This is a genomic window from Nocardia sp. FBN12 (assembly GCF_054031145.1).
The window spans coordinates 4,509,492-4,531,454 of record NZ_CM132926.1 but is presented as its reverse complement, the minus strand read 5'-3'; the positions used below and the strand labels follow the sequence as shown (position 1 = coordinate 4,531,454).

The following is a 21,963-nucleotide window of genomic DNA, read 5'->3' as shown; positions in this document are numbered from 1 at the left end:
CACCATGCTTTTCGACATCCGCACCATCATCGGCGCGCTGCTCGGCAGCTACGGCGTCATCCTGGTGATCACCTCGTTGCTGCAGGACAGTGCCGCCCAGGAAGCCAAGACCGGCGGGATCGACGTGAACCTGTGGGCGGGCCTCGGCATGTTCGGGGTCGCGGTCGTCTTCGTCGGCTGGGCGCTGCTGCGTCCGGTGCAGGTCCCCGAGGCACCGACGATGACGATGGCGGAGTTCACCCCGGATTCATGAAGAGTTGCTTGTACGACGGCGTCCTTCGCGACAATTCTCAGGCGGAGGTCGCGCCGGGAATGCCGTCCTCGACAACGAAACTCGCGCGTGTGCTGATCGGTGCGCCCGGTCGGCTCACATAGGGCACAACGCGAAAGTCGGTGCGCCACTGTCGATGATCGAGTTCTACTCGGGCATAGCCGCGCTGGCGGTTGTAGAACTTGATGTCGGGGTTGGCGGCCAGCAGGGCTCGGCCCGCGTCCGTCATGTCGGCGCCGTCGCTGCCGGTGCTGATCGAGGTTCCGGTGAATTCGGTGGCCACGACAGGAGATTCGGGATCGGCGAAGTCGCGGCGGAGGTCGGCGACGTAGTTCTCGTGCCGGTCGCCGGTGATCACCACCAGGTTGTCGACCTCGTAGTCGGTAGCCGCGCCGAGCACCGTGTTGCGGTCGGCGACATAGCCGTCCCACGCGTCCGTGCCCAGGAGCAGGTCGGGGCCGGGGTCGTAATCGGACTGGGCCATGGCGACCTGGTTACCGAGTATCTGCCAGCGGGCGGACGACGCCGCGAAGCCGTCGATGAGCCAGTCACGTTGGGCCGCACCGAGAATAGTGCGATCGGTGTCGAAGCGGTCGGCGCAGCCGATGACCGCCGAGCCGTCGCCGCAGGCCTGCGGGGTGCGGTACTGCCTCGTGTCGATCATGGTGAACTCGGCGAGATCGCCGAACCCGTAGCGGCGGTGCAGGTGTATCGACGGGCCCGCGGGGAGTTGCGCGAGGCGCATCGGCTGATGTTCGTACATGGCTTGGAAGGCAGCGGCTTTGCGGCGCCGGAACAGCGGCGCTAGGCGGTACACGTCGAATCCGAGGCCGGGACTCTCACCGGCCCAGTTGTTGTCGAGTTCGTGGTCGTCGAAGGTGACCAGCCAGGGGAACGCGGCGTGTGCGGCCTGCAGCGGTGCTTCGCCTTTGGCCTGGGCGTAGCGCAATCGATATCCGGTGAGATCGACTGCCTCACCGGCGAGTTGGGGCGGCAGGTGCGCGCCGCGACGGGCCAGCACCCACGAGGATTCGTAGATGTAGTCGCCGAGGTGTACGACGAGGTCGAGATCTTCGGCGCTGAGATGCTCATAGGCGGTGTAGTAGCCCGAACTCCACGACTGGCACGACGCGAAGGCGAAACGGAGCCGCTCGGTCCGGCTGTCGGGCGCGGGCGCGGTGCGGGTGCGCCCGACCGGTGAGATCGCCGAGCCTGCCCGGAATCGGTAGTAGTACCAGCGATTCGGCGCCAGCCCGGCGACTTCGGGGTGCACGCTGTGCCCGAACTCGCGTGTCGCCACCGCCGAGCCCCTGACCACGACTTTCGTGAAGCGTTCGTCCTCGGCGACCTCGTAGTCGACGGTCACCGGGGCGACCGTCATCCCGCCGTACCCGTCAGGGGCGAGTGGGTCGGGGGCGAGTCGGGTCCACAGCACCACCCCGTCCGGGGTCGGTTCGCCGGAAGCGACGCCGAGCGAGAACGGTTCGCCGAGCCGTCGCGGCGCGGCGAACCTCGCGCTGCTCACCGCCGACACCCCCACCACCGCGGCGATCGAACCGGCCATACCGCCGTGCAGGAGTTGTCGGCGAGAGAGCGTCATCCTCGGATCCTCTCACCGCCACGGGGGAACCTACTCACCGGCGGGTTCCCACGGTGCGGCCGTCAGAGCCGGAAGATCCGCGAACCCACAGCCCAGCCCGCGCTGGACCAGTTCGGCCCGAAGCACGCCACCGTGCCTGCCTGGCCGACGGGCAGGTCCTGGCGGATCGTGTACGGGCCGACGGCGAAGGGCGCGATGTTGTATCCGATGCAGTCGACCTCGAGCCGGTAGCTACCCTCGCCGCCGTAGCACCCACCGTTGAACGCCCACGGGCCGTTCATCGACCCCTGGCAGCCGGAATCAGCAGTGGCTGTCCCCGCGCTGATCCCGGCCAGGGCGACCGCGACGACCGGAGCGGCCAGACACATCGCTACTGCGCGAACTGAGGTTCTCATCTAGAGCTCCGATCATCGAGGGACGTGGGTTACATGGGATGTTTCCTCGATACTCCGCCGTGCGTTACACCTTCTCGACGCGCGCGGCGAGTCCCAAGGCGACATCGATGAGCAGGAAAGCGAGCAGGCTCACCCCGATCAACGGCATGAACCAGCCGATCGCGACCGCCGCGGCCACCACCGGAACGGTGATCCACAGTGAGGTACGGCGCAGCACCCCGCGGCGAGGCGGGACGGGTAGCGCCGGCCGGCGCGCCGGGCGACGCTGCCACCACATGCGGTAGCCCAGCACGATCACCGTGACGAGGCCGACCATGATCGCGAGCAGCAGCAGCTGATTGACCAGGCCGAACAGCAGTCCCATGTGGAATGCGATGCCCCAGTTGGTGAGCTTGGCCATCAGCGGCCAGTCGGCGTAGGCCAGCCGGTCGGTGATCGCGCCGGACTCGCCGTCGACAGCGAGGGAATCGATGGAGTAGGTGCCGGGCAGGCGCAGTTCCTTGATCCCGAACGCCCGCTCCGGTGTTGCGGGGACGGCGATCTCGGCGCCCTGCGTGATGCCGTTGGCACGAGCTAGGGCGTACACGCGATCGAGTTGGGCGATCCTGGCCGCCGGGTCGACGGGCGCGGGCGCGGTGTGGCCCGCGCTGTGGTGCTCGCTCGGGGCGGGTGCCGCACCGGTGCCCGGCAGGGCGACGCTCACCGCAGGGGTGGTCCAGCTCAGTTCCTCGCGCAGTGTGGTGACGTTCTCGCCCGCATAGGTCGACCACGTCATGCCGGTAGCCGAGAGCAACAGCACCACAGGCAGAATCCACGCACCGATTGCGCCGTGCCAGTTCATCTTTCGACGCCTGGTCTGGGACAGATCCGGCCGGAGCAACCACCGCGCGGACCGGCGATCCCGGCGCTGACGCACCCGGTGCACCCACAGCACCAGCCCGAACAGCGCGATCACCCACAACCATGACGCGGCCAATTCGCTGTAGAGCCTGCCGGGCTCGCCCAGCCGCAGGCTGCGATGGAACTCGCTGAGCCAGGTGCGCAGCGGCAGCGCGCCGCCGCTGCCGTACACCACGGACTCGCCGACCGGCTGTGCGGTGTGCGGGTCGACGAACACCGAGAGCCGCTCGGAGTCGCCGAGTGCCGGGTCGTTGAACAGGACACGAGTGGTGTCGCCGTCGTTCGGGGCAGGGGCGACGGCCACCAGCGTCAGGTCCGGCCGAGCTGCGACGGCCGCGCCGACCTGCGCGGACAAGGCCTGGTCGGGCCCGCTGGTCTCGACCTGCAACAGCTCACGCGAGACGAATCCTTCGATCGTCGGCGCGATCGCGTACAGCGCGCCGGTGAGCGCGGCGATCAGGATGAACGGGGCGACGAAGATCCCCGCGTAGAAGTGCAGGCGCATGGCCAGCGGATAGAGGCGTAACCCCCGGCGTGCGCCGGAACGCGGACGGTCACCGGAGGCCGGTGGTGCCGAGGGGGAGTTCTCCTCGGCCGGACGAATGTCCGTGATGCTCATAGTGATTCATTTCTCGAGTACCGGAAAGCCCCAGTGCGCGCGAAGATGTCCGGCCGTCCGTCGGTATCGACAGGGATCACCTGCCCGCTCGGCGGCACACGGCGTTCACCTCTGGAGACATGGCTCAGAGGTGGCGTCAGCGTGCCGAACGGTCGACAACGAGGGCAGGTATGCGGACAGCGCAGGACGACACGTCTGTGCACTGGGATGAGGGAGAGTTCAGAAAGGAATCGCGAGCGGGGGAGCGCGGGTGCGCAGCGACCGCGTGGCGAAGATTCGCAGGATGACACGGTCGCGGTGGACCAGGCGCGACGGCGCCGGGTCGGGGATGCGGGGAGTGCGGTAGCGCAGCGGAAGGATCCGCGCCAGGACGGTGCTGCCGACCCGGTACGCGGCTTCGGCGCCAACGATCACCGCGGCCGCGACGATCGCGGCGATGGTGTGGGCTGTGAGCATGCCGAGTCCGAGGGAGTCGTCAGCCGAGTGCGAGTGCCCGGACCAGCTCATCGTGGTGTGCCCGATCAGCTGACCGCCCAGCAGCACCGTCGCCAACCCGACCGCGCCATTGCGCAACGGACCCACGCCGGCGACGAGCGCCCCGACCACCGCCGAGGCCGCCGCCAGCAACACGATCGCGGTGCTACCAGGCAACGACCCACCGGCGGCCATCCCGTGCGCCGCCAGCGACAGCGCTGCTGACATCGAGCCCGCGCAGGCACCACGCAGCCGCGCACCGACGGCACGCGACGGCGCGGGCGCCTGCTCGAACCCGATGATCACGCGCTGATGATAGTCGACGCCCGTCGACCGCCCAGGTCAGACGGCCGAACGAGCCTCAGTCCGCCTCGACGGCCATCTCGACGAGCGGCTTGCGCAGCAGCTTTCCCGTCGCGTTGCGGGGCAGTTCGTCGACGAAGATCACCTCGCGCGGCACCTTGTAGCGGGCCAGGTTCTCGCGGACGAAGTCCTTGATCTCCTTGGCGTCGCGCTTGGATTCCGGGCCGGGCACCACGATCGCGCGCAGGCGTTTGCCGTAGTCGTGATCGTCGACGCCGACCACCGCGGCCTCGAACACGTCGGCGCGGCCCGCGATCAGGTTCTCCACTTCCAGCGGGAAGACGTTCTCGCCGCCGGAAACGATCATGTCGTCATCGCGGCCGTCGATGAAGAGCAGGCCGTCGGCGTCGAAATGGCCGACGTCGCCGCTGGACATCATCCCGTCGACCATCTCCTTGGTCCGCCCGTCGGTGTACCCGGTGAACGCGAACCCGTTGTCCACGAAGATCGTTCCGGTGACATTCGGCGCGGTGATCGGCTTGCGGTTCTCGTCGAGCAGCACGATCCGGATGCCGACCGGCGCCTTGCCCGCGGTGGTCGGCGCCTTGCGCAGATCCGCCGGGGTGGCCACCGTCATCACCGCGCATTCGGTGGAGCCGTAGAGGTTGTAGAGCGAATCACCGAAGTAGTCGAGGGTGCGGGTCACCACGTCGGGCGCGATCGCCGAGCCCGCGGCGAAGATGACCTTCATCGTCGACGGGTCGTACTTCGCCAGGATCTGCTCGTCCAGATCGAGGATGCGCTGCAGCATCGTCGGCACCACGACCAGCGAATCCGCCTGGTACTTCACCACATTGGCGAGTGTCTGCTCCGGGTCGAACTTGCGCTGCTGGAAGATGACCCGATTGCCGAGGGCCAGACCGAGGGTGAACTGCGACAGGCCGGTGCCGTGGAAGATCGGCGCCGCCATGATCATGGTGCCGTTGTTGGGCAGCGGCACCCGATCCACGAACTGCGCCGAGGCGAACGGGCTCACCTTGTCGCGCGGTGCGCCCTTGGGGGTGCCGGTGGTGCCACTGGTCAGGATCACCATGCCGCCGGGCTTGCTCGGCGCGGCGACCGGCGTGGTCGACCGATCCGCCGACAGCGTCGCCACGGTCGGAATCGACGGATCCACCCCGTGCGCCTCGTCGACCCAGGTGAGCACGCGCGGGATCTCGGTGGGGATGGCGCTCATGAGATCCATGAACTCGCTGTCGTGCAGCACCGCCTTGACCTTCTCGCGGGCGGCCACGTCGGCGAACTGCGGCTTGGCGAAGCCGGTGTTCATCAGCACCGCGCGCACGCCGAGCTTGCCCGCCGCGAGCAGGCTCAACACCATGCCGCGATGGTCGCGGGCCAGCACGGCGATCACGTCGCCCTCGTTGATCCCGTTCGCACGCAGGCCGCGGGCGAAGGCGTTGGATTGCGCGTCGAGTTCGCCGAAGGTGATCTCACCCAGTTCGTCGACGATCGCGCCCGCGTCCGGCCTGCTCTGGGCGGCGTGCATGACCACACCGGCGAACGGGCCGAACTTGGAGACATTGCGAAACGATCGGGCAGCGTGGTCGAGGCGCAGCGGGTTGAACAGCTTGCGATCCACCATGACTTTGACGCCGAGGGCGAAGTCACCGGCACGCCGGGCAGTACCACCGAGCGCGGGGAGAGACAGAGACATCGAACAGCCTTCCGGCAGACCGAGCCCACGCAGAACCGCAGGCCGGACCGCGTCTTCGAGATCCAGTGCTGCTGCTAACACTAGCAAGCAATCCGGCCGCGCTGTCTACTCCGTAGTAAGGAGGGCTGATTCCTAGGAGATCTCATAGTCGATGAGGGTGCGGCGCACGATCTTGCCGGTGGCGTTGCGGGGCAGTTCCTCGAGGAAGATCACCTCGCGCGGCACCTTGAACCTGGCCAGGTTCGCCTTGACGTGCGCCTGGAGTTCAGCGGCCTCGACAGTGTGGCCCTCTTCGAGGACCACGAAGGCGCGCAGACGTTTGCCGAATTCCGGATCGTCGACGCCGATCACCGCCACGTCGAAGACCTCGGGCCGCTCGACCAGCAGGTTCTCGACTTCCTGCGGGTACACGTTCTCGCCACCGGAGACGATCATGTCGTCATCGCGGCCGTCGACCATGAGCAGGCCCGAGTCGGTGAAGTGGCCCATGTCGCCGCTGGACATGAACCCGTCGATGATCTGCTTGTGCCTGCCGTCGGTGTAGCCCTCGAACGGCGCGCCACTGCGCACGAAGATCCGGCCACGGGCGCCCGGAGTCTTGACCAGCTGGTCCTGGTCGTCGTACAGGCGAACCTCGCAGGTGATCGGCGAACGGCCGACCGTGCCCGGCGCTTCGGCCAGCTCGGCCGGGTTCGCGATGGTCGCGATGGCCACCTCGGTCGACCCGTAGAGGTTGTAGAGCACCGGACCGAAGGCCTCGGTGGCCTTGATGCACAGCTCCGGGGTGAGCGCGGAACCGGCGAACAGGATGACCTTCAGCGAGGACAGGTCGTACTTCGCGCGGACGTTGGCGGGCAGTTCGGTCATCCGGTGCAGCATCGTCGGCACGCACACGAGCATCTCGACCTTGTGCTCGGCGATCGCGGCGAGGGTGGCCTCGGCGTCGAAACGACGGCGCATGACGATCTTGTTCGACAGGATCGTGTTGACCAGCCAGGTGCCGAGACCCGTGCTGTGGAAAATCGGCGACACGATCATCGCGGTGCCCCGCTTGGGAAAGGGCACGCGGTCGACGAACTGGGCGGTGGCCATCGGCGTCACCTTGGTGCGCGGTGCGCCCTTGGGCAGGCCGGTGGTGCCGCTGGTGAGGATGATGAAGCCGCCCGGCTTGCTCGGTGCGGGCAGGTCCTCGGTGGAGTTGTTCGCGATGAGATCGTCGAATGTGGTGGCACCAGCGGGGAGTGCGGTGCCTTCGTCGACCCAGGTGAGGTAGCGCGGCAGGTCGGCGGGCAGTGCGTCGAGCAGGCCGAGGAACTCGCTGTCGTGCAGCACCGCGCGCACGTTCTCGCGTGCGCACACCTCCGCGAACTGGGGTTTGGCGAAGCCGGTGTTCATCAGCGCGATCCGCGCGCCCAGCTTGCCCGCCGCGATCATCGACATGATCAGGCCGCGATGATCGCGCGCCAGCACGGCGATGACCGTGCCCTCGCCGATGCCCGTTTCACGCAGGCCGCGGGCGATGGCGGTGGATTGCTGGTCGAGTTCGCGGTACGTGAGCTCACCGCGTTCGTCGACGAGGGCCACCTGATCGGGGGCGACACGAGCCGAATGGCGCACGAGGGTGGCCTGCGGGCCGTAGATCTTCGATTCCTTCATCGTCCGCAGGGTCTCGAGCGGTGTCTTGGGATCGGAGACGCCACGTGAGCGCAGCACTCCGATCGCCTTCACGCTTTCGAGCAGATGTGACAGGTTCACGCGACTACCTCCGCAGCATTGATCATTCGACGCTCACCGTAGCAGTCGATGTGCCGTGTATCACAGTAGTCTATCCGGACATTTGGGACATCTCCCGAAAGATCGCCCAGATCAGCGCTGCGCGGCCGCCAGTGCCGCGAGCAGCGGGACGAGTCGGCCTTCCGGCACCTCGAAACGACCGAGGCCCGCGGTCTGCAACCAGCCGACAGCCGCGAGCTGCCGCAGGTGCTGGTAGATATCGGCCGAGGTGCCGAGTTCTTCGATGGCGGCGAGATCGGCGGCGGTCCTTCGTCCGTAGACGATCTCCTGCAACAGCCGCAGGCGCACCGGGTTGGCCAGTGCGGCAAGGCAATTGGCGGCCTCGATGGTCCACACATCGCCGACGATGGCATCGGTGGCGTATTGCTCCTGCCAATCGAAACGCTCGCCGGTCGGCAGCTGCAGCGCGCCCGCCAGCAGCACACCGCCGGTGCGTTTCCCGGCATCGGCGAACTCCTGCCGCAGCCGTGCCACCGCCCACGGAAGCTGCGCGTCGTCGGGGTGCGCGCTCTCCAGGGCGGCAACCCGCCGTTCCAATTCTTCGAGTCGGTCGACCAGATCCTCCACGCCGGTCAACCTACGCCACACCGAAGCTGTTGCGCTGCATCATCGAAACAGCGACGCACCCCGGGTCCGTCTGGTACCGGGGTGCGTCGTGGACGAGAGTTAACGCGTGACGGCGCCGAACGACGGCTGCTGGATCGTGCCGAGCTTGTAGGCGAACCCGTCCGGGTGTGCCTCGTCGACCGGCACGGACCAGCGGTGCCACAGGTTGCCGTAGACCGCCGCCACGACCATCCCGCCACCGCTGTTCAGCGGTGCGGTGCGGATGGTGGTGTCGACCGGCACGTCCATGTGCTCGCTCAGGACCGCGGTGCCGCTCTGCCCGTTGGACAGGTTCAGCCACATGACCTCGAGCTTGGCGCCGCCCTGATTGGGCGAGATGGTGCCGGGTCCGCCGAAGAAGCCGAGGCGGAAGCCGTCGATATCGAGGGCGATACCGGAGCCGTACACCCCTGGCCCGCCGCCGTTCTGGCCGATATCGGAGGTCGCCGGGATCTGGAACGGTTGCGCGGGCAGCGCGACATCGACCGTGCCGTCGGCGGCAAGCTTGTCGAGGGCGGCGAGTGCGCCTGGATTGTTCGCCACCGACGTACGCAGCTGCGCGACGGCCGCGGCCACATCGACGGTCTGTGGCGTCGGGTCCGCGACCGCGGGGCCCGCGAAAACGATGGCGACGGCGGCCGAAGTGACGGCTACCGCGGTGGTGAAGCGACGCATGAAACTCAGATGATGCATAACCAGCTCTCCTCGAGTGTTCCTGGTCTAGCTTTTCCCTGGTAATTCGTCCGCTGTGTGAGTCGGTCGGGCTATCAGCCGCCGACCACCTGTGCACGGTACCGATACCGGATGTGGGATCTGTCACTACCCCGGGAAAGTCGAGTTCAGGGCCTCGAGGGTTGATTACGGCATGTTCGCGATCTCGACCTTGTAGCCGCGATACAGCTCGGGTTTGGCGGTGAGGACCGGCATATCCAGATTCTGCGCGGTGAACACCACGGGCGCGATCAGTGGCCAGTCGAGGTGGTCGTCGGCGATCGGCACGGTGGTGCCGATGCGGATCGCGGTGGGGGCGTCGAGTTCGGCCCAGCGCACGGCGACGCGATTGTCGAGCAGGCGCCCGAGTTCGTCGATGTTGTCGACGGCGCGCATCGCGGCCATCAGACTCACGGTGGGCACCACCAGGATTCGGCGCTGCTGGGTGAACTGGCGCATGATCACCTGCCCGAACAGCGGCGACAACGCCAGCGAGGTGAGCGCGGTGTGGTCGGCGACGCTCACTGGCGACTGTCCAGCGCGCCCATCAGCTTGGTCAGTTTGGCTTCCGCCTCGGCGATGTCTTCCGCGGAATGCTGGGTGATCCTGGCGTCGAGTTTGCCCAGGATCTGTTCGCGCAGATCATCGTTGAAGTACGCGGGCGGCAACGCCGCGTGCCGCAACACCTCAGCAGGTACCACCGCGACCAATTCTTTCCCCTCCCGCGTCACGATCACCGGCCGTCCGCTCGCGGACACCCCGTCGAAAACACTACCGAGCTGACCGCGTAACTCGGTCAGCGGCACACTGTCGTAATCGGCCATAGTCAACTGTACATCGTGGTGTACAGTCCCGCTGCCCAACGTCCCGCCGGAACGGTACTCCGGCGGGACGTCGCTCAGGCAACCTTGCGGGCAGGTTCGCTGCGGTAGCGGGTGACCGGGCCGTCGATGCCGAGCAGGCGCCAGGTCAGCTTGGCGACCGGGTTCATCAGGCCGCTGTTGGTAGCCAGTGCCCGCACGTCGCCGAAGATATTGCGCATCGTGGTCTGCGATTCCTCGCTGTTCCAGTACGCGTCGCGCATGACCTCCGCCGGAATGTCGAACTTCTCGACGAATTCCTTCGGCGGCGTCATGATCATGTCGAGCATCACCCGCATGGCGATCGGGAAGGCCACGGAGAGCACCGATTTCGTGATCGGGTTCATGCCGGGCACATTGCGCCGCAGGTATTCGTGGGCGAAGGAGATGTGGCGGGCTTCCTCGGCCACGTGGATCTGCATGACTCGCTGCACCATCGGGTGCAGGTCGACGCCGGCGCGCAGCAGCGACTTCTGCAGGTGATCGATCGGCTCCTCGCCGCCGAGGATCATCGTGAAGAACAGCTCGGGGAAATACTTCACCGCGGGCCAGATGGCCATCGTCAGCTTGCGATCGATGGTGCCCATGCCGACCACATCGCGATAGCCGATGCGATTGATCATCTCCTGGAACATCATCGTGTGGTTGCACTCTTCGGCAGCCTCGTGCGTGATGTACCGGAATTCCGGGTCGCCGTTGGGAACCGACACCAGATACTGCATCAGCCCGCGGATCAGCAGCTGCTCGAAATCCAGGCCCACCTTGGCGATGCCGGCCTGGCGCCACATGCCGATGGCGATCTGCTTCTCGATCGGCTGGGCCTTGTACCAGGGGTGGCGACCGAGCGGGTCCTCCTCGGGCATGATCCAGCGCGGATCGTCGCGGTGTACGGCGAACTCCGGGGATTCCCAGTCGATGTCGACGTAGGGGTCGAAGTGCCGGTTGACCGAGCCTTCGGACAGGTTGCGCAGGATCTCGTGGTACTCGGGATCGGTGGCGGTGTTCTTGACTGTCGACAGCATCAGCGGTGTCTCCTTTGGTGTGGCGCAGCCCTACGTTATATGAGACTCGGAGTCTCACACAACCCCGCTGGCGGTGGTGTCCGCCCTTGCGGCGCGATCTACCAGCGCCGACGTACGATGAAACGTCGCAGGACACGCCCGAACGGTTGACCAGTCAGCCAGCGCACCTGGCTGTGAACGGGCGGGACCCTCGGGGTCTCGCACCGAGAGAGCGAGGATTCCGATGGCACGTTCCACTCCCGCCGAGGCCGTCTGGCCGACCCTGCGCGTCGATTCCTGGTCCGACACCCGCGACACCCTGCATATGTGGTCGCAGATCGTCGGCAAGCTGAAAATGGCCGGGACACCGCTGGTCAATCACTGGTGGAATGTCACGTTCGCGGTCAGCGCCCGCGGAATGGCGACCGGGGCGATTCCCGTCGACGGCCGCCTGCTCGACATCGAATTCGACTTCGCCGACCACGAACTCGTCCTGCGCAGCAGCGACGGCCGCCACGCGACGATCGCCCTGCGCCCGCGCACGGTCGCCGATTTCTACGCCGAACTCGGCCACGTGCTCGGCCGACTCGACATCGTGGTCGACATCGAGGCCTCACCCAACGAAGTCGACCCGGCCATCCCGTTCGCCGAGGACACCACCCACCACTCCTACGACGCGGACGCCGTCCACCTCTTCTGGCAGCAGCTCGTTCAGATCGAGCGGGTGTTCCAGCTCTGGCGTGCCGGTTTCGCCGGGAAATCCAGTCCGGTGCAATTCTTCTGGGGTTCCTTCGACCTGGCCTGTACCCGCTTCTCCGGCCGCACAGCGCCCCTGCACCCCGGCGGCGCGCCCCACTGCGCCGACTGGGTGATGGAGGAGGCCTACTCCCGCGAATGCGCGAGCGCCGGCTTCTGGCCCGGCGGCGCGGAGGGCACCTTCTACGCCTACTCCTACCCAGCCCCCGACGGCTACTCCGCCCGTCCCGCGGGGCCCGACGGCGCCGCATGGGATTCCACCCTGGGCGAATTCGTCCTGCCCTACGAGGTGGTTCGACAGTCGCCCGACCCCGACGCCACCCTGCTGCACTTCCTCGACACCACGTACGCCTCCGCGGCCGAGCTGGCGGGGTGGGACCGCGCGCTGCTCGACGTCAACCCGCACCGCCTCGACCGCCGCCTGCACCTCGACGACACCACCGCGCTCTGACCGCCTTCGCCTGGTGCGAAATCACAACTCCCGCAACAGTTCGGTCAGCAGCACGGGGTCGACCCGATAGGGCGTGTTGAATCCGAGCCGCTCGACGATGCCGTCATAGCGCTCGTGTAGTTGCGCGGCCGCGCGGACGGGGTCGGTGGCGGTGATCGCGACGGCATCGAGGAAATCGTCGTCGATGAGGTCGGCCATCCGATCCCATTCCCCGGTCTTGGACATCGTTTTCAGCCGGGGTCCGAGGTCGGCCCGATCGTGCAGCTCGAGGATCGGCCAGTAGGCCGGTGTCGATCCGTAGAACGCCAACTGCTTGCGGATGGCCTGCCTGGCCGCGGCGAGTTCGCTCGCCGATCTGCCGGTCGCGACCATTGCCGAATGGTGGATCACGATGTCGCCCACCGGTTTCCCCGCGCGCGTCGCGCCTTGCGTCAGGGCGGGCAGGGTCACCTCGCGCAGAAATCTCGGAGTGCAGAACGGGTGCGACATGAATCCGTCGGCGACTTCCCCCGCGACCGCCGTCATCGCGGGCCCCACGCCCGCGAGATAGATCGGCGGCGGCCCGAACCCGGCCACCTCGGCGGCCGCGGGACGGAACAGGGGCGGCATCAGGGTGTGCTGATAGAACTCACCCTGGTAGTCGAGCCGCCCACCCTGCTCCCAGCTCGTCCAGATGGCACGCACCGCCAGCACCATGTCGCGCATCCGATCGGCAGGTCGGCTCCACGGCATCGAGTAGCGCCGGGTGATGTGCGCGCGGATCTGGCTACCAAGGCCGAGAACGAACCGTCCGCGCGAGTAGGCCTGCAGATCCCAGGCGATGGTGGCGAGCAACAGCGGGTTCCGGGCGAACGCCACCGCGATCGAGGTACCGAGCTCCACCCGCTCGGTGTGCTCGGCGGCAAGCAACAGCGGCAGAAACGGGTCGTGCGCCCCCTCGAACGTCCAGATGCCCGCGTACCCCGCGCTCTCGGCGGCCGCGGCATCCTTGCCCATCGTGGCGAGCCAGCCGGTCAACGTTGTATCGATCTTCAACGCCACGAATCCCATCACCGTCGTCTGCCGTCCGGCCGTCAGTGTTCGTGACAGCGCGAAACGATTCGGCCCTCACCGTATCGCGCGCGGAGCCGACCCCGGGCCGATCTGGCAAACGCCGATCTCCGCCCGGAAACGAAAAACCGGTGCGAGTCGCAATGACTCGCACCGGTTCGTCGACTATCAGCTCACTTCAGTTCGGCGCTGGTCTTTCCGAGCACGCGGCGAGCCACGATCAGCTGCTGGATCTGCTGGGTGCCTTCGAAGATGTCGAGGATCTTCGAGTCGCGGGCCCACTTTTCGAGCAGGGTGCGCTGGGAGTAGCCGATGGTGCCGGCGAGTTCCACTGCCTTGAGGGTGACGTCGGTGCCGGTGCGACCCGCCTTGGCCTTCGACATCGAGGCCTCGAGGGAGTTCGGCTTCTTGTTGTCGGCCATCCAGGCGGCGCGCAGGGAGAGCAGGTAGGCCGATTCGTAGTCGGCTTCCATGCGCAGGAATTCGGCGGCCGCGGCGGACTGGTTCATCGCGGGGGTGTCGTAGGAGATCTCGACACCCGCCTCGGTGAGGACGGTGCGCAGTTCCTCGAGCGCGGCGCGGGTGACGCCGACGGCCATGGCCGCAACGAGAGGACGGGTGTTGTCGAAGGTCTGCATGACCCCCGCGAAACCCTTCTCCACGTTGACTTCCGGCGAGCCGAGGATGTTGTCGGCGGGGATGCGGCAGTCCTGCAGCAGCAGCACCGCGGTGTCGGAGGCCTTGATGCCGAGCTTGTGCTCGAGCCGCGCCACCGACAGGCCCGGAGCGTCGCGGGGGACGACGAAGGACTTGATCGCGGCGCGACCGAGGCTCTTGTCGACCGAGGCCCACACCACGATGTGGGTGGCGCGCGCACCCGCGGTGACGAAGATCTTCTCGCCGTTGAGGACCCACTCGTCGCCGTCGAGGGTGGCGGTGGTGGTGACGGCGGCCGAGTCGGAACCGAAGGACGGCTCGGTGATGGCCATCGCGGCCCACACCTTGCCGAACCGCTCCAACTGCTCGTCGGTCGCGACCGCGGCGATCGCGGCGTTGCCCAGGCCCTGGTAGGGAATGGTGAGCATCAGGCCCGCATCGCCCCAGCACGTTTCCAAGGCATTGAGCAGCGCGGACATGTTGCCGCCGTTGGCATTCGCGGTGATGTCGGTGGCGGCCTCGTCGTTACGGCCGCCCGCGGCGCCACCGATCTTCTGGGTGCCGGAATCGGCGAGCCCTTCGATCATGGCGGCCATCGTGTCGAGCTCGACCGGGTACTCGTGCTCGGCGAGGTCGTACTTGCGGGAAATGGGACGGAAGATCTGCGAGGCGACCTGGTGGGCCTGGTTGGCGCTCGCCTTCAGCTTCTTGGGGAGTTCGAGATTGATCATGAGGGGGCTCCTGGAAGTGAGAAACGGGCCTAGACCAGCACGATGCCTTCGGCGACACCGACGGAACGAAGGTCGCGGTACCACCGCTCGACCGGGTGTTCCTTGGTGAAGCCGTGGCCGCCGAGCAGCTGCACGCCGTCCAGACCGATCTGCATGCCCTTGTCGGTGGCCAGCTTGCGGGCCAGCGCCGCCTCACGGGCGAACGACAGACCCTGCTCCGCGCGCGACGCACCCCGCAGGGTCACGAGACGGAGGCCGTCGAGCTCGATCGCCATGTTGGCGACCATGAAGGCCACCGCCTGACGGTGCGAGATGGGCTCGCCGAACGCCTCACGCTCGTTCACGTACGGGATCACGTAGTCGAGCACTGCCTGGCCGGTGCCGATGGCCAGGGAGGCCCAGCCCAGCCGGGCGAGCTGCACGGCGTCGCCGTATTCGGCGGCGCGGATCTTGGCGTCACTGTCGCCGAGGACGGCGTCGGCGCCGACGGCCACGTTGTCCAGGATCAGCCGGCCGAGGCCCGCGGCGCGCAGACCCATGCTCGGGTCGGCTTCCACGGACAGCCCGGCGGTATCGGACTCGACGATGAACAGCGCGGGGCGCCCGTCGAGCTCGGCGGCCACGATGAACAGTTCCGCGTCGGCCGCGGCCGGAACCAGGCTCTTCACGCCGTTGAGCTTGTAGCCGCTGGGGGAGCGAACGGCCTTGGTCTGCAGCGCGAACGGGTCGAACAGGGCGCGCGGCTCGTTGATCACCACGGACGCCTGCGGCACGCTCTCGCCGGTGAAGGCCGGGAGGTAGGTCTGCTGCTGGGCGTCGGTGCCCCACTGCGACAGGGCGACGGTGACACCGCTCGGCGCCAGAATCGGCAGCGCCAGACCCATGTCGCCGTGCGCGAGCGCCTCGGCCACCAGGGAGTTGGTGACGGCGCCGCGCTCGGAAGCCGCGCCTTCGAGCTCCTCGGGCACGTTGATCAGGGTGATGCCGAGTTCGGCCGCGCGCTCGAGCAGATCGCGTGGGGCCTTGGCGGCATTGTCGGCGTCGTAGGCCGCGGGGCGCAGGATCTCGCCCGCGAAATCACGTACCGTCTCGACGATCATCTGCTGCTCGTCGGACGGGGTCAGATCGAAGTAGTCCTTGGTCTTGGACTCGTTGTCGACCAGACGCTTGGGCTCACCGCCGCCCGCGACCTTGGCGAACGTACGAGTGGCCGCGCCCAGGGTACGGAACCCGGTCTTGGTGCCCTCGTAGGTGACTCGCTCGATCGGCTTGCGCAGGTTGTACTTGCCCGCGAGCTCCGACCCGGTAATGGTCGTCAAAGCGCGCATCGCGGCGCCCATCCAGTCCCGCTTGGGCTGGCTGAGACCGACCGCGGACGTGTCGTTCGGACGTCGCTTCGTCGCGCTGTCTCGAGTGCTCATCATCACCTGATTTCCTCGGCTGTCGGGGTGCCTTCGACCCCACCTATCTTACTCCTCGGTAAGACTATCTTACTCCGGAGTAAGAAGTGCGCTGACCCGTCGGGGAATCGCCGGTTTCTGTCACCCTGGTCGAGTGCCCGTCATCGCGTCGGTTTTCGCGCTCGTCCTGCTGGTGACCTCGGGACGTTACGGCTACCACCGCGACGAGCTGTACTTCCTGGCCGCGGGTCGGCGGTTGGACTGGTCTTACCCTGATCAGCCGCCGTTGTCGCCGTTTCTGGCCAGACTCATGGCTGCGGTCGATCCCGATTCGTTATGTGTCATGAGATTGCCCGCCATCGCGGCGGCCACGTTCGTGGTGGTGTGCGCCGGGTTGATGGCGGGGGAGTTGGGTGGTGGGCGCGGGGCACGGGCGCTGGCCGCCGGTGCGGTGGCGAGTTCGGCGCTGGTGCTTGCCGTGGGGCATCTGCTGGGGACGACGGTGTTCGATCTGGCCGCCTGGTCGCTGATCTGTCTGCTGGTGTTGAAACTCGGGCGGGATCGGCGATGGTGGCTGGTGATCGGGCTGGTCGTGGGGATCGGCTTGCAGAACAAGGTGCTGTTGATCGTGCCGGTTCTCGTGCTGGCCGCGATGCTCATGGTGACGGGCGAGCGAAAGCTGTTCACCACCAAATACTTCGGGTTCGGCGTCGCTGTCGCACTGGTGCTGCAGCTGCCGTATCTGTGGTGGCAGGCGGCCAACGGGTTTCCGCAGTGGGAGCTGAGCAGGGCGATCGCCGGCGGTTCTTCGGGAACCTCGGATACGCCGATCATGTTCGTGCTCTTGCAGTTCGGGCTGATCGGGGTGTTGCTGGTGCCGCTGTGGGGGTACGGGCTGTGGCGGTTGTGGAACTCGCCGTGGCGCGCGTTCGCGCTGACCTACGCGGTGTTGTTCGTTGTGTTTCTCGCGACTGGGGGCAAGGCCTACTACCTCGGCGGGATGTATCCGGTGCTGCTCGCGGCGGGTGCTGTCGGGCTGGGTCGATGGCTGGGAGATGACCGAAGACGGTGGGCGGCAGTCACCTCCGTGATCACTGTCAACGCGCTGCTGTCGGCGCTGTTGTTCCTGCCCGTACTGCCGGTCGCGTTGCTGCGCGACTCGCCCATCCTCGCGATCAACTACGACGCGGGCGAAACCATCGCCTGGCCCCGGTATGTCGAACAGATCGCCGCCGCACGCCCACCCGGCGCCCCCATCCTCACCGCCAACTACGGCGAGGCAGGCGCGATCGAGCGCTACGGCTCCGAATATGCGCTGCCCACACCGCATTCCGGCCACAATGCCTACTGGTGGTGGGGGCCTCCGCCGGACTCCGCGACAGAGGTCCTCACCGTCGGCATCGACCGTGAACGTCTTACCGCACTGTGTTCGACCATCGAGCCCGCGGGCGTGCTCGACAACGGCCTCGGCATCGACAACGACGAACAGGGCGAGCCGATGTTCCTCTGCCGCAACCCGATCCGTCCGTGGTCGCAGCTCTGGCCACAGCTGCGCACGCTCGGCTGAGGGGACCCGACCGGCGCGCGCCGCAGCGGATCTGAGGACGTGGCGTCGATGCTCGGACACTGGGCCCGAGCCGGACGGATCTCCGCGGGGATCTAGAGGCGGTGACGGTCGAGGAAGCCGGTCAGCAGCTTCTCCCATTCGTCGAGGCGTTCGGCCATGACAACATGGCCTGCTTCGATTTCCGCGTACTCGGCGCCGGGAATCCCGGCGGCGAGCGCACGCGAATTGGCCGGGTCGACGAGGAGGTCGGCGGTGGTGGCGACGACGAGGGTCGGGACCGTGAGGGTGGCGAGATCGGCGGTGGTGTCGACGGTTTCGATCAGGGCGGCCTGTTGGCTGGTGCCGCCGGGAATCGAGTCGGCGGTCTGCCGGACCATCTCGTCGACGGCCGCGGCCGGGAGACTGTTGACGAAATCGGTGGAGAAGCCGGTGAGCAGGACCAAGCGGGCGAAGGATTCGTGCTCGCCCCGGTCGAGCAGGTCCTGCCAGGCCTGTACGGCCAACCGCGCTCGATTGTCGGGTGCGGCCAGACCGGCGGTGAGCAGCAGGCCGGTGACGCGTTCGGGATGACGTGCGGCAGCGCGCACGGCCACCGCGGTGCCGAGCGAGAAACCGACGATGGTGAAGGTCTCGACGCCGGCGTCGACGGCGGCCGCTACCAGGGCATCGGCGAGGCCATCGAGGGTCAACGGGGTGTCGTCGCCCGGATAGTCCGGGGCGACGACGGTGTGCCCGGCGGCGAGCGCGGGGATCACGGTGCCGAAGTTGCTCTCGATCGAGCCACCCCCGCCGTGTGCGAGGAGGATGCCGGGGCCGGTGCCGTGGATGCTGGTCTGGAGCGGAATTGTTGTCATACGGGCGACGTTAGGGATTCACATGGGTGTGAAGGTCAAGCCGAAGGTGCCGGTGATCAGATGCTGATCGGCGAACTGGCGCAGCGCACCGGGGTCGCCACCCGGCTGCTGCGCTACTACGAGGAGCAGGGTCTGCTGCATCCGCACCGTGACGGCAACGGCTATCGCAGCTATCCCGAATCCGCGCTCGCGACGGTCGCCCGGATCAGAGAACTGCTGGCCGCGGGATTGAACAGCGATGACATCGCCCAGCTCATGCCGTGCGCGGAAGACGACGGACCAGTCCAGGCCTGTGAGATGTCGGTACGGATCATGGCCGACCGATCCGTCGAATTGGACCGCCGCATCGCCGATCTCGATCGCCAGCGGTCCCACCTCGCCGCGCAGCTCGACGCGAGCCTCGCCATCGCCGCGGGAGCCACCGTGGCACGTGGCGGCAACTAGCCGATCAGCCCCGGCACCGGCGAGCATCCACGCGGCCGGACCCGCTCACACGGTCTATGTCTATTCGCGCACGTAGTAGCGCAGGGTGAGATAGGCCGTGACGGCGGCGAAAACGATGCCGACGGGCGCGATCGTCAGGGCGACCACCGCGATGTCGTCGCCGGTGATGCGCGGGAAGACATTGCTGTCGAACAGCGGGCCAAGCGCGCGATCGATCACCAGCGGGCGGGCGATGACCAGCCCGAGGATCGCGAGTACCGAACCGACGAAGGCGGCCGCGACCGCTTCGAGCAGGAACGGTAGCTGCGTATACCACCGGGTCGCGCCCACCAGGCGCATGATGCCGACTTCCGTGCGCCGGGTGAACGCGGCGATCTGCACCATGTTCAGCACCAGCAGCATCGCGGCCAGCGCCATCACCAGCGCCAGGCCGAACGCGGCATTGCGCAATCCATCGAACAGGCTGGTCAGCCGGTCGACGAATTCCTTGTCATTGGCGACGATCCGCACGCCCGGCCGCGTCGCGAAGCTGTCGTAGATGTGCTGATACTGATCGGCGTCGGTCATCTTCACCCGCAACGAAGCGGGCAGCGGTGAGTCGGAAATGTACTGCACCATCTCCGGCTGATCCGCGAACAACTTCTTCGCCTCTTCCAGTGCGTCGGCGCGGTTGAGGAACTGCACGCTCTCCACGCCGGAGGTCTGCTTGAGGTCGGCGAGCAGCACCTTGCACGGATCGGCGGCGCAGTCGGGGTCGGTGTCGGAGACCGCGTCGTCGAGGTAGAAACGCACCTCGAGGCGGCCGATGAAGAAGTTCTCGGTCTTGTCGGCCATCCGCACCGACAGCAGGCCGCCGCCGAGCATCATCAGCGACACCGCCGTGGTCAGGATCATCGCGATGGTCATCGTGAGATTGCGGCGCAGGCCGTCGATGACCTCGGTGAACAGGAAACTCAGTCGCATTATCGACCCACCCCGTAGACGCCGGTCGCTTCGTCGCGCACGAGTCTGCCGTGGTCGAGTTCCACCACCCGCCTTCGCATGGCGTCGACGATGTGGTTGTCGTGGGTGGCCATCAGCACCGTGGTGCCGACCCGATTGATCCGTTCCAGCAGCGCCATGATGTCGGCGCTGGTATCGGGATCGAGGTTGCCGGTCGGCTCGTCGGCGAGCAGGACCAGCGGCCGGTTGACGAACGCGCGCGCGATCGCGACCCGCTGCTGCTCACCGCCGGACAACTCCGAGGGCAACCGCTGCCCCTTACCGCCGAGCCCGACCATGTCGAGCACCTCGGGCACCGTCCGCTCGATGAACTGACGCCGCTTGCCGATCACCTCCAGCGCGAACGCCACGTTCTGTTCCACGGTCTTCTGCTGCAACAGCCGGAAGTCCTGGAACACGCAGCCGATCCGCTGCCGCAACTTGGGCACCTTCCGTCCCGGCAGCCGGTCGACGCGGAAGTCCGCGACCCGGATCTCGCCCGAGGTCGGCGCCTCTTCCTTGAGCAGCAGTCGCATGAAAGTCGACTTGCCCGAGCCGGACGGGCCGATGATGAAGACGAACTCGCCTTTTTCCACATCGACGGAAACGTTGTCCAGCGCCGGTCGTGTCGAGGTCGGGTACGACTTGCTCACGTTGCGCATGGTGATCACGGGGAGCCAGTGTAACCAGCACCGGGGGTGGCTCAGCTGGTCGCGACGCGCCGATCAGCGTCCGGGTTCGGCATTCACCCAGGTCGGGACGGCATTGAGGAACGATGTCGAGCCATCCGGCGTCGTCTCGGTCGGTTTGACGAAAACGTAGACGACAAACGTCGACAGCCACGCCGCCATCAGGATCGCTGTGGACTTACGTGGTTTCACTGATTCCCTCCTTACGCAGGGCCGCGGCGACGCGCACGCGCAGTTCGCGGCCCACTTCGAATTGTTTGCCTGGCAATGTGCGGGCAACCATCCGGATGTTCATCACGTCGAGCGAGAGATCTTCGACACCCATCACCGACGGCTCGTCGAGCAGCAGCGGTTTGAGGCGACGATCCTCGTAGGCCTTGGTGCAGACCTCGTGCAGGATCTCGTTGATCTTGGTGATGTCGGCCTGCGCGGAGACCGGCACGTCGATCGCGGCGCGCGCCCAGTCCTTGGACAGGTTGGTGACCTTCACGATCTGTCCGTTGGGGACGATGATCACCTCACCGTCGGAGTTGCGCAGCGTGGTGATGCGCAGGGTCACGTCCTCGACGGTGCCCTCGGCCGGATCGGCCGAGCCGGTGACCGCGATCTGCACCACGTCACCGAAGCCGTACTGGCGTTCGGTGATCAGGAAGAACCCGGCCAGGATGTCCTGGACGATGCGCTGGGCGCCGAAACCGAGCGCGGCGCCGAGCACCGCGGCGGGCGCGACCAGACCTGTCACCGAGAAGCCGAGCCGGCGCAGTACTTCCATGCCGACCAGCACATACACAATGGTCAGCACCACCCACGTGACCACCTGGGCCAGCGCGTGGCGGTGTTTGGCCGCTTCGGTGCGGACCAGGGCGTCGCTCGTCTGGAAACCCGAGTCGATCTTGGTGGTCACCCTGTCGCGTAAGAACGCGGCGAACCGGCCGAACAGCATCGCGCCGACGATCAGCAGCACGATTTCGAGCCCACTGGAACGCATCCAGTCGGTGATCTCGGGTCCGCTGTTGGCCGCGAGGACCTGGGTCATCGCGTCTCCTTCATGGACCTGCACAGGCACAGTTTCGGTTCGGTCGAACGCACACCAGAAAGGTTACAGGTCGGTCACGGCGTGCGGTCAAACGTG

General features: G+C 67.0%; 23 protein-coding genes. 4 read left to right on the top strand and 19 right to left on the bottom strand.

The features are described 5' to 3' along the window. Positions 1-4 precede the first annotated feature (4 nt). Complete coding sequence (locus ACWZHB_RS21510) at positions 5-253, top strand: hypothetical protein (RefSeq protein WP_427903643.1); 249 nt, start codon at positions 5-7, stop codon at positions 251-253. Between the two features lie 37 nt (positions 254-290). Here the strand turns inward: ACWZHB_RS21510 and ACWZHB_RS21505 are convergent, their stop codons facing one another. The 11 genes from ACWZHB_RS21505 to ACWZHB_RS21455 form a co-directional block, all read right to left on the bottom strand. Beyond that, positions 291-1,871 (bottom strand): alkaline phosphatase D family protein, encoded by a 1,581-nt coding sequence (locus tag ACWZHB_RS21505; RefSeq protein ID WP_427903642.1) that lies wholly within the window; start codon positions 1,869-1,871, stop codon positions 291-293. Between the two features lie 62 nt (positions 1,872-1,933). Beyond that, positions 1,934-2,266 carry a hypothetical protein gene (locus ACWZHB_RS21500; RefSeq protein WP_427903641.1) on the bottom strand — a complete coding sequence of 111 codons (333 nt, stop codon included), beginning with the start codon at positions 2,264-2,266 and terminating at the stop codon, positions 1,934-1,936. Positions 2,267-2,330: 64 nt separating this feature from the next. Continuing rightward, entirely contained in the window at positions 2,331-3,785 is a 1,455-nt protein-coding gene (locus ACWZHB_RS21495) for a PepSY-associated TM helix domain-containing protein (protein WP_427903640.1), read from the bottom strand. Positions 3,786-4,004: 219 nt separating this feature from the next. Further along, entirely contained in the window at positions 4,005-4,565 is a 561-nt protein-coding gene (locus ACWZHB_RS21490) for a hypothetical protein (RefSeq protein WP_427903639.1), read from the bottom strand. 55 nt (positions 4,566-4,620) lie between these two features. Next, positions 4,621-6,279 (bottom strand): acyl-CoA synthetase, encoded by a 1,659-nt coding sequence (locus tag ACWZHB_RS21485; protein ID WP_427903638.1) that lies wholly within the window; start codon positions 6,277-6,279, stop codon positions 4,621-4,623. Positions 6,280-6,411: 132 nt separating this feature from the next. Further along, the gene (locus ACWZHB_RS21480) at positions 6,412-8,034 is read right to left on the bottom strand and encodes an acyl-CoA synthetase (protein ID WP_427903637.1); all 1,623 of its coding nucleotides are present in this window, start codon (positions 8,032-8,034) and stop codon (positions 6,412-6,414) included. 111 nt (positions 8,035-8,145) lie between these two features. Beyond that, the gene (locus ACWZHB_RS21475) at positions 8,146-8,640 is read right to left on the bottom strand and encodes a helix-turn-helix domain-containing protein (RefSeq protein WP_427903636.1); all 495 of its coding nucleotides are present in this window, start codon (positions 8,638-8,640) and stop codon (positions 8,146-8,148) included. Positions 8,641-8,739: 99 nt separating this feature from the next. Continuing rightward, on the bottom strand, positions 8,740-9,372 hold the full coding sequence (locus ACWZHB_RS21470) for a hypothetical protein (RefSeq protein WP_427903635.1): 633 nt from the start codon (positions 9,370-9,372) through the stop codon (positions 8,740-8,742). Positions 9,373-9,537: 165 nt separating this feature from the next. Beyond that, positions 9,538-9,915, bottom strand: a complete 378-nt coding sequence (locus ACWZHB_RS21465; RefSeq protein WP_378953027.1) for a PIN domain-containing protein — start codon at positions 9,913-9,915, stop codon at positions 9,538-9,540. Next, the gene (locus ACWZHB_RS21460; protein WP_427903634.1) at positions 9,912-10,214 is read right to left on the bottom strand and encodes a type II toxin-antitoxin system Phd/YefM family antitoxin; all 303 of its coding nucleotides are present in this window, start codon (positions 10,212-10,214) and stop codon (positions 9,912-9,914) included. The genes ACWZHB_RS21465 and ACWZHB_RS21460 overlap by 4 nt, the downstream gene beginning before the upstream one ends. A gap of 74 nt (positions 10,215-10,288) precedes the next feature. Continuing rightward, a complete protein-coding gene (locus ACWZHB_RS21455) occupies positions 10,289-11,272 on the bottom strand; it encodes an AurF N-oxygenase family protein (protein ID WP_427903633.1) in 984 nt (327 codons plus the stop codon). A 223-nt stretch (positions 11,273-11,495) separates the two neighbouring features. On the opposite strand from ACWZHB_RS21455, the gene ACWZHB_RS21450 reads away from it, so the two are divergent. Continuing rightward, entirely contained in the window at positions 11,496-12,458 is a 963-nt protein-coding gene (locus tag ACWZHB_RS21450; RefSeq protein WP_427903632.1) for a DUF5996 family protein, read from the top strand. 21 nt (positions 12,459-12,479) lie between these two features. Here the strand turns inward: ACWZHB_RS21450 and ACWZHB_RS21445 are convergent, their stop codons facing one another. From ACWZHB_RS21445 to ACWZHB_RS21435, 3 genes are all read right to left on the bottom strand, one after another. Further along, entirely contained in the window at positions 12,480-13,508 is a 1,029-nt protein-coding gene (locus ACWZHB_RS21445; protein ID WP_427903631.1) for a TIGR03617 family F420-dependent LLM class oxidoreductase, read from the bottom strand. 173 nt (positions 13,509-13,681) lie between these two features. Continuing rightward, positions 13,682-14,896 (bottom strand): acyl-CoA dehydrogenase family protein, encoded by a 1,215-nt coding sequence (locus ACWZHB_RS21440; protein WP_427903630.1) that lies wholly within the window; start codon positions 14,894-14,896, stop codon positions 13,682-13,684. Between the two features lie 29 nt (positions 14,897-14,925). Next, positions 14,926-16,323, bottom strand: coding sequence for an acyl-CoA dehydrogenase family protein (locus ACWZHB_RS21435; RefSeq protein WP_393341410.1), 1,398 nt, complete (start codon positions 16,321-16,323; stop codon positions 14,926-14,928). 127 nt (positions 16,324-16,450) lie between these two features. Here ACWZHB_RS21435 and ACWZHB_RS21430 point away from each other — a divergent pair, with 127 nt between their 5' ends. Next, positions 16,451-17,863 carry a glycosyltransferase family 39 protein gene (locus tag ACWZHB_RS21430; protein ID WP_427903629.1) on the top strand — a complete coding sequence of 471 codons (1,413 nt, stop codon included), beginning with the start codon at positions 16,451-16,453 and terminating at the stop codon, positions 17,861-17,863. Positions 17,864-17,955: 92 nt separating this feature from the next. Here ACWZHB_RS21430 and ACWZHB_RS21425 read toward each other — a convergent pair whose 3' ends face one another. Next, positions 17,956-18,717 carry an alpha/beta fold hydrolase gene (locus ACWZHB_RS21425; RefSeq protein WP_427903628.1) on the bottom strand — a complete coding sequence of 254 codons (762 nt, stop codon included), beginning with the start codon at positions 18,715-18,717 and terminating at the stop codon, positions 17,956-17,958. Positions 18,718-18,777: 60 nt separating this feature from the next. On the opposite strand from ACWZHB_RS21425, the gene ACWZHB_RS21420 reads away from it, so the two are divergent. After that, a complete protein-coding gene (locus tag ACWZHB_RS21420; RefSeq protein ID WP_427903627.1) occupies positions 18,778-19,161 on the top strand; it encodes a MerR family transcriptional regulator in 384 nt (127 codons plus the stop codon). 60 nt (positions 19,162-19,221) lie between these two features. Here ACWZHB_RS21420 and ftsX read toward each other — a convergent pair whose 3' ends face one another. Genes ftsX through ACWZHB_RS21400 form a run of 4 tightly spaced genes read right to left on the bottom strand, consistent with a single transcriptional unit; the run spans position 19,222 to position 21,867 of the window. Further along, positions 19,222-20,124 carry a permease-like cell division protein FtsX gene (gene ftsX, locus ACWZHB_RS21415; protein ID WP_427903626.1) on the bottom strand — a complete coding sequence of 301 codons (903 nt, stop codon included), beginning with the start codon at positions 20,122-20,124 and terminating at the stop codon, positions 19,222-19,224. Continuing rightward, the gene (gene ftsE, locus ACWZHB_RS21410) at positions 20,124-20,813 is read right to left on the bottom strand and encodes a cell division ATP-binding protein FtsE (RefSeq protein WP_427903625.1); all 690 of its coding nucleotides are present in this window, start codon (positions 20,811-20,813) and stop codon (positions 20,124-20,126) included. The genes ftsX and ftsE overlap by 1 nt, the downstream gene beginning before the upstream one ends. Before the next feature lie 54 nt (positions 20,814-20,867). Next, positions 20,868-21,023 (bottom strand): hypothetical protein, encoded by a 156-nt coding sequence (locus ACWZHB_RS21405; RefSeq protein WP_427903624.1) that lies wholly within the window; start codon positions 21,021-21,023, stop codon positions 20,868-20,870. Beyond that, on the bottom strand, positions 21,010-21,867 hold the full coding sequence (locus ACWZHB_RS21400; RefSeq protein WP_427903623.1) for a mechanosensitive ion channel family protein: 858 nt from the start codon (positions 21,865-21,867) through the stop codon (positions 21,010-21,012). The genes ACWZHB_RS21405 and ACWZHB_RS21400 overlap by 14 nt, the downstream gene beginning before the upstream one ends. Positions 21,868-21,963 lie beyond the last annotated feature (96 nt).

Bases quoted from the DNA above. Each gene is read 5' to 3' on its own strand.
- ACWZHB_RS21450 (WP_427903632.1), top strand. From the start codon at position 11,496: ATGGCACGTTCCACTCCCGCCGAGGCCGTCTGGCCGACCCTGCGCGTC.
- ACWZHB_RS21495 (WP_427903640.1), bottom strand. From the start codon at position 3,785: ATGAGCATCACGGACATTCGTCCGGCCGAGGAGAACTCCCCCTCGGCA.
- ACWZHB_RS21455 (WP_427903633.1), bottom strand. From the start codon at position 11,272: ATGCTGTCGACAGTCAAGAACACCGCCACCGATCCCGAGTACCACGAG.
- ACWZHB_RS21510 (WP_427903643.1), top strand. From the start codon at position 5: ATGCTTTTCGACATCCGCACCATCATCGGCGCGCTGCTCGGCAGCTAC.
- ACWZHB_RS21505 (WP_427903642.1), bottom strand. From the start codon at position 1,871: ATGACGCTCTCTCGCCGACAACTCCTGCACGGCGGTATGGCCGGTTCG.
- ACWZHB_RS21485 (WP_427903638.1), bottom strand. From the start codon at position 6,279: ATGTCTCTGTCTCTCCCCGCGCTCGGTGGTACTGCCCGGCGTGCCGGT.
- ACWZHB_RS21440 (WP_427903630.1), bottom strand. From the start codon at position 14,896: ATGATCAATCTCGAACTCCCCAAGAAGCTGAAGGCGAGCGCCAACCAG.
- ACWZHB_RS21500 (WP_427903641.1), bottom strand. From the start codon at position 2,266: ATGAGAACCTCAGTTCGCGCAGTAGCGATGTGTCTGGCCGCTCCGGTC.
- ACWZHB_RS21445 (WP_427903631.1), bottom strand. From the start codon at position 13,508: ATGGGATTCGTGGCGTTGAAGATCGATACAACGTTGACCGGCTGGCTC.
- ACWZHB_RS21470 (WP_427903635.1), bottom strand. From the start codon at position 9,372: ATGCATCATCTGAGTTTCATGCGTCGCTTCACCACCGCGGTAGCCGTC.
- ACWZHB_RS21425 (WP_427903628.1), bottom strand. From the start codon at position 18,717: ATGACAACAATTCCGCTCCAGACCAGCATCCACGGCACCGGCCCCGGC.
- ACWZHB_RS21420 (WP_427903627.1), top strand. From the start codon at position 18,778: ATGCTGATCGGCGAACTGGCGCAGCGCACCGGGGTCGCCACCCGGCTG.
- ACWZHB_RS21460 (WP_427903634.1), bottom strand. From the start codon at position 10,214: ATGGCCGATTACGACAGTGTGCCGCTGACCGAGTTACGCGGTCAGCTC.
- ACWZHB_RS21400 (WP_427903623.1), bottom strand. From the start codon at position 21,867: ATGACCCAGGTCCTCGCGGCCAACAGCGGACCCGAGATCACCGACTGG.
- ftsX (WP_427903626.1), bottom strand. From the start codon at position 20,124: ATGCGACTGAGTTTCCTGTTCACCGAGGTCATCGACGGCCTGCGCCGC.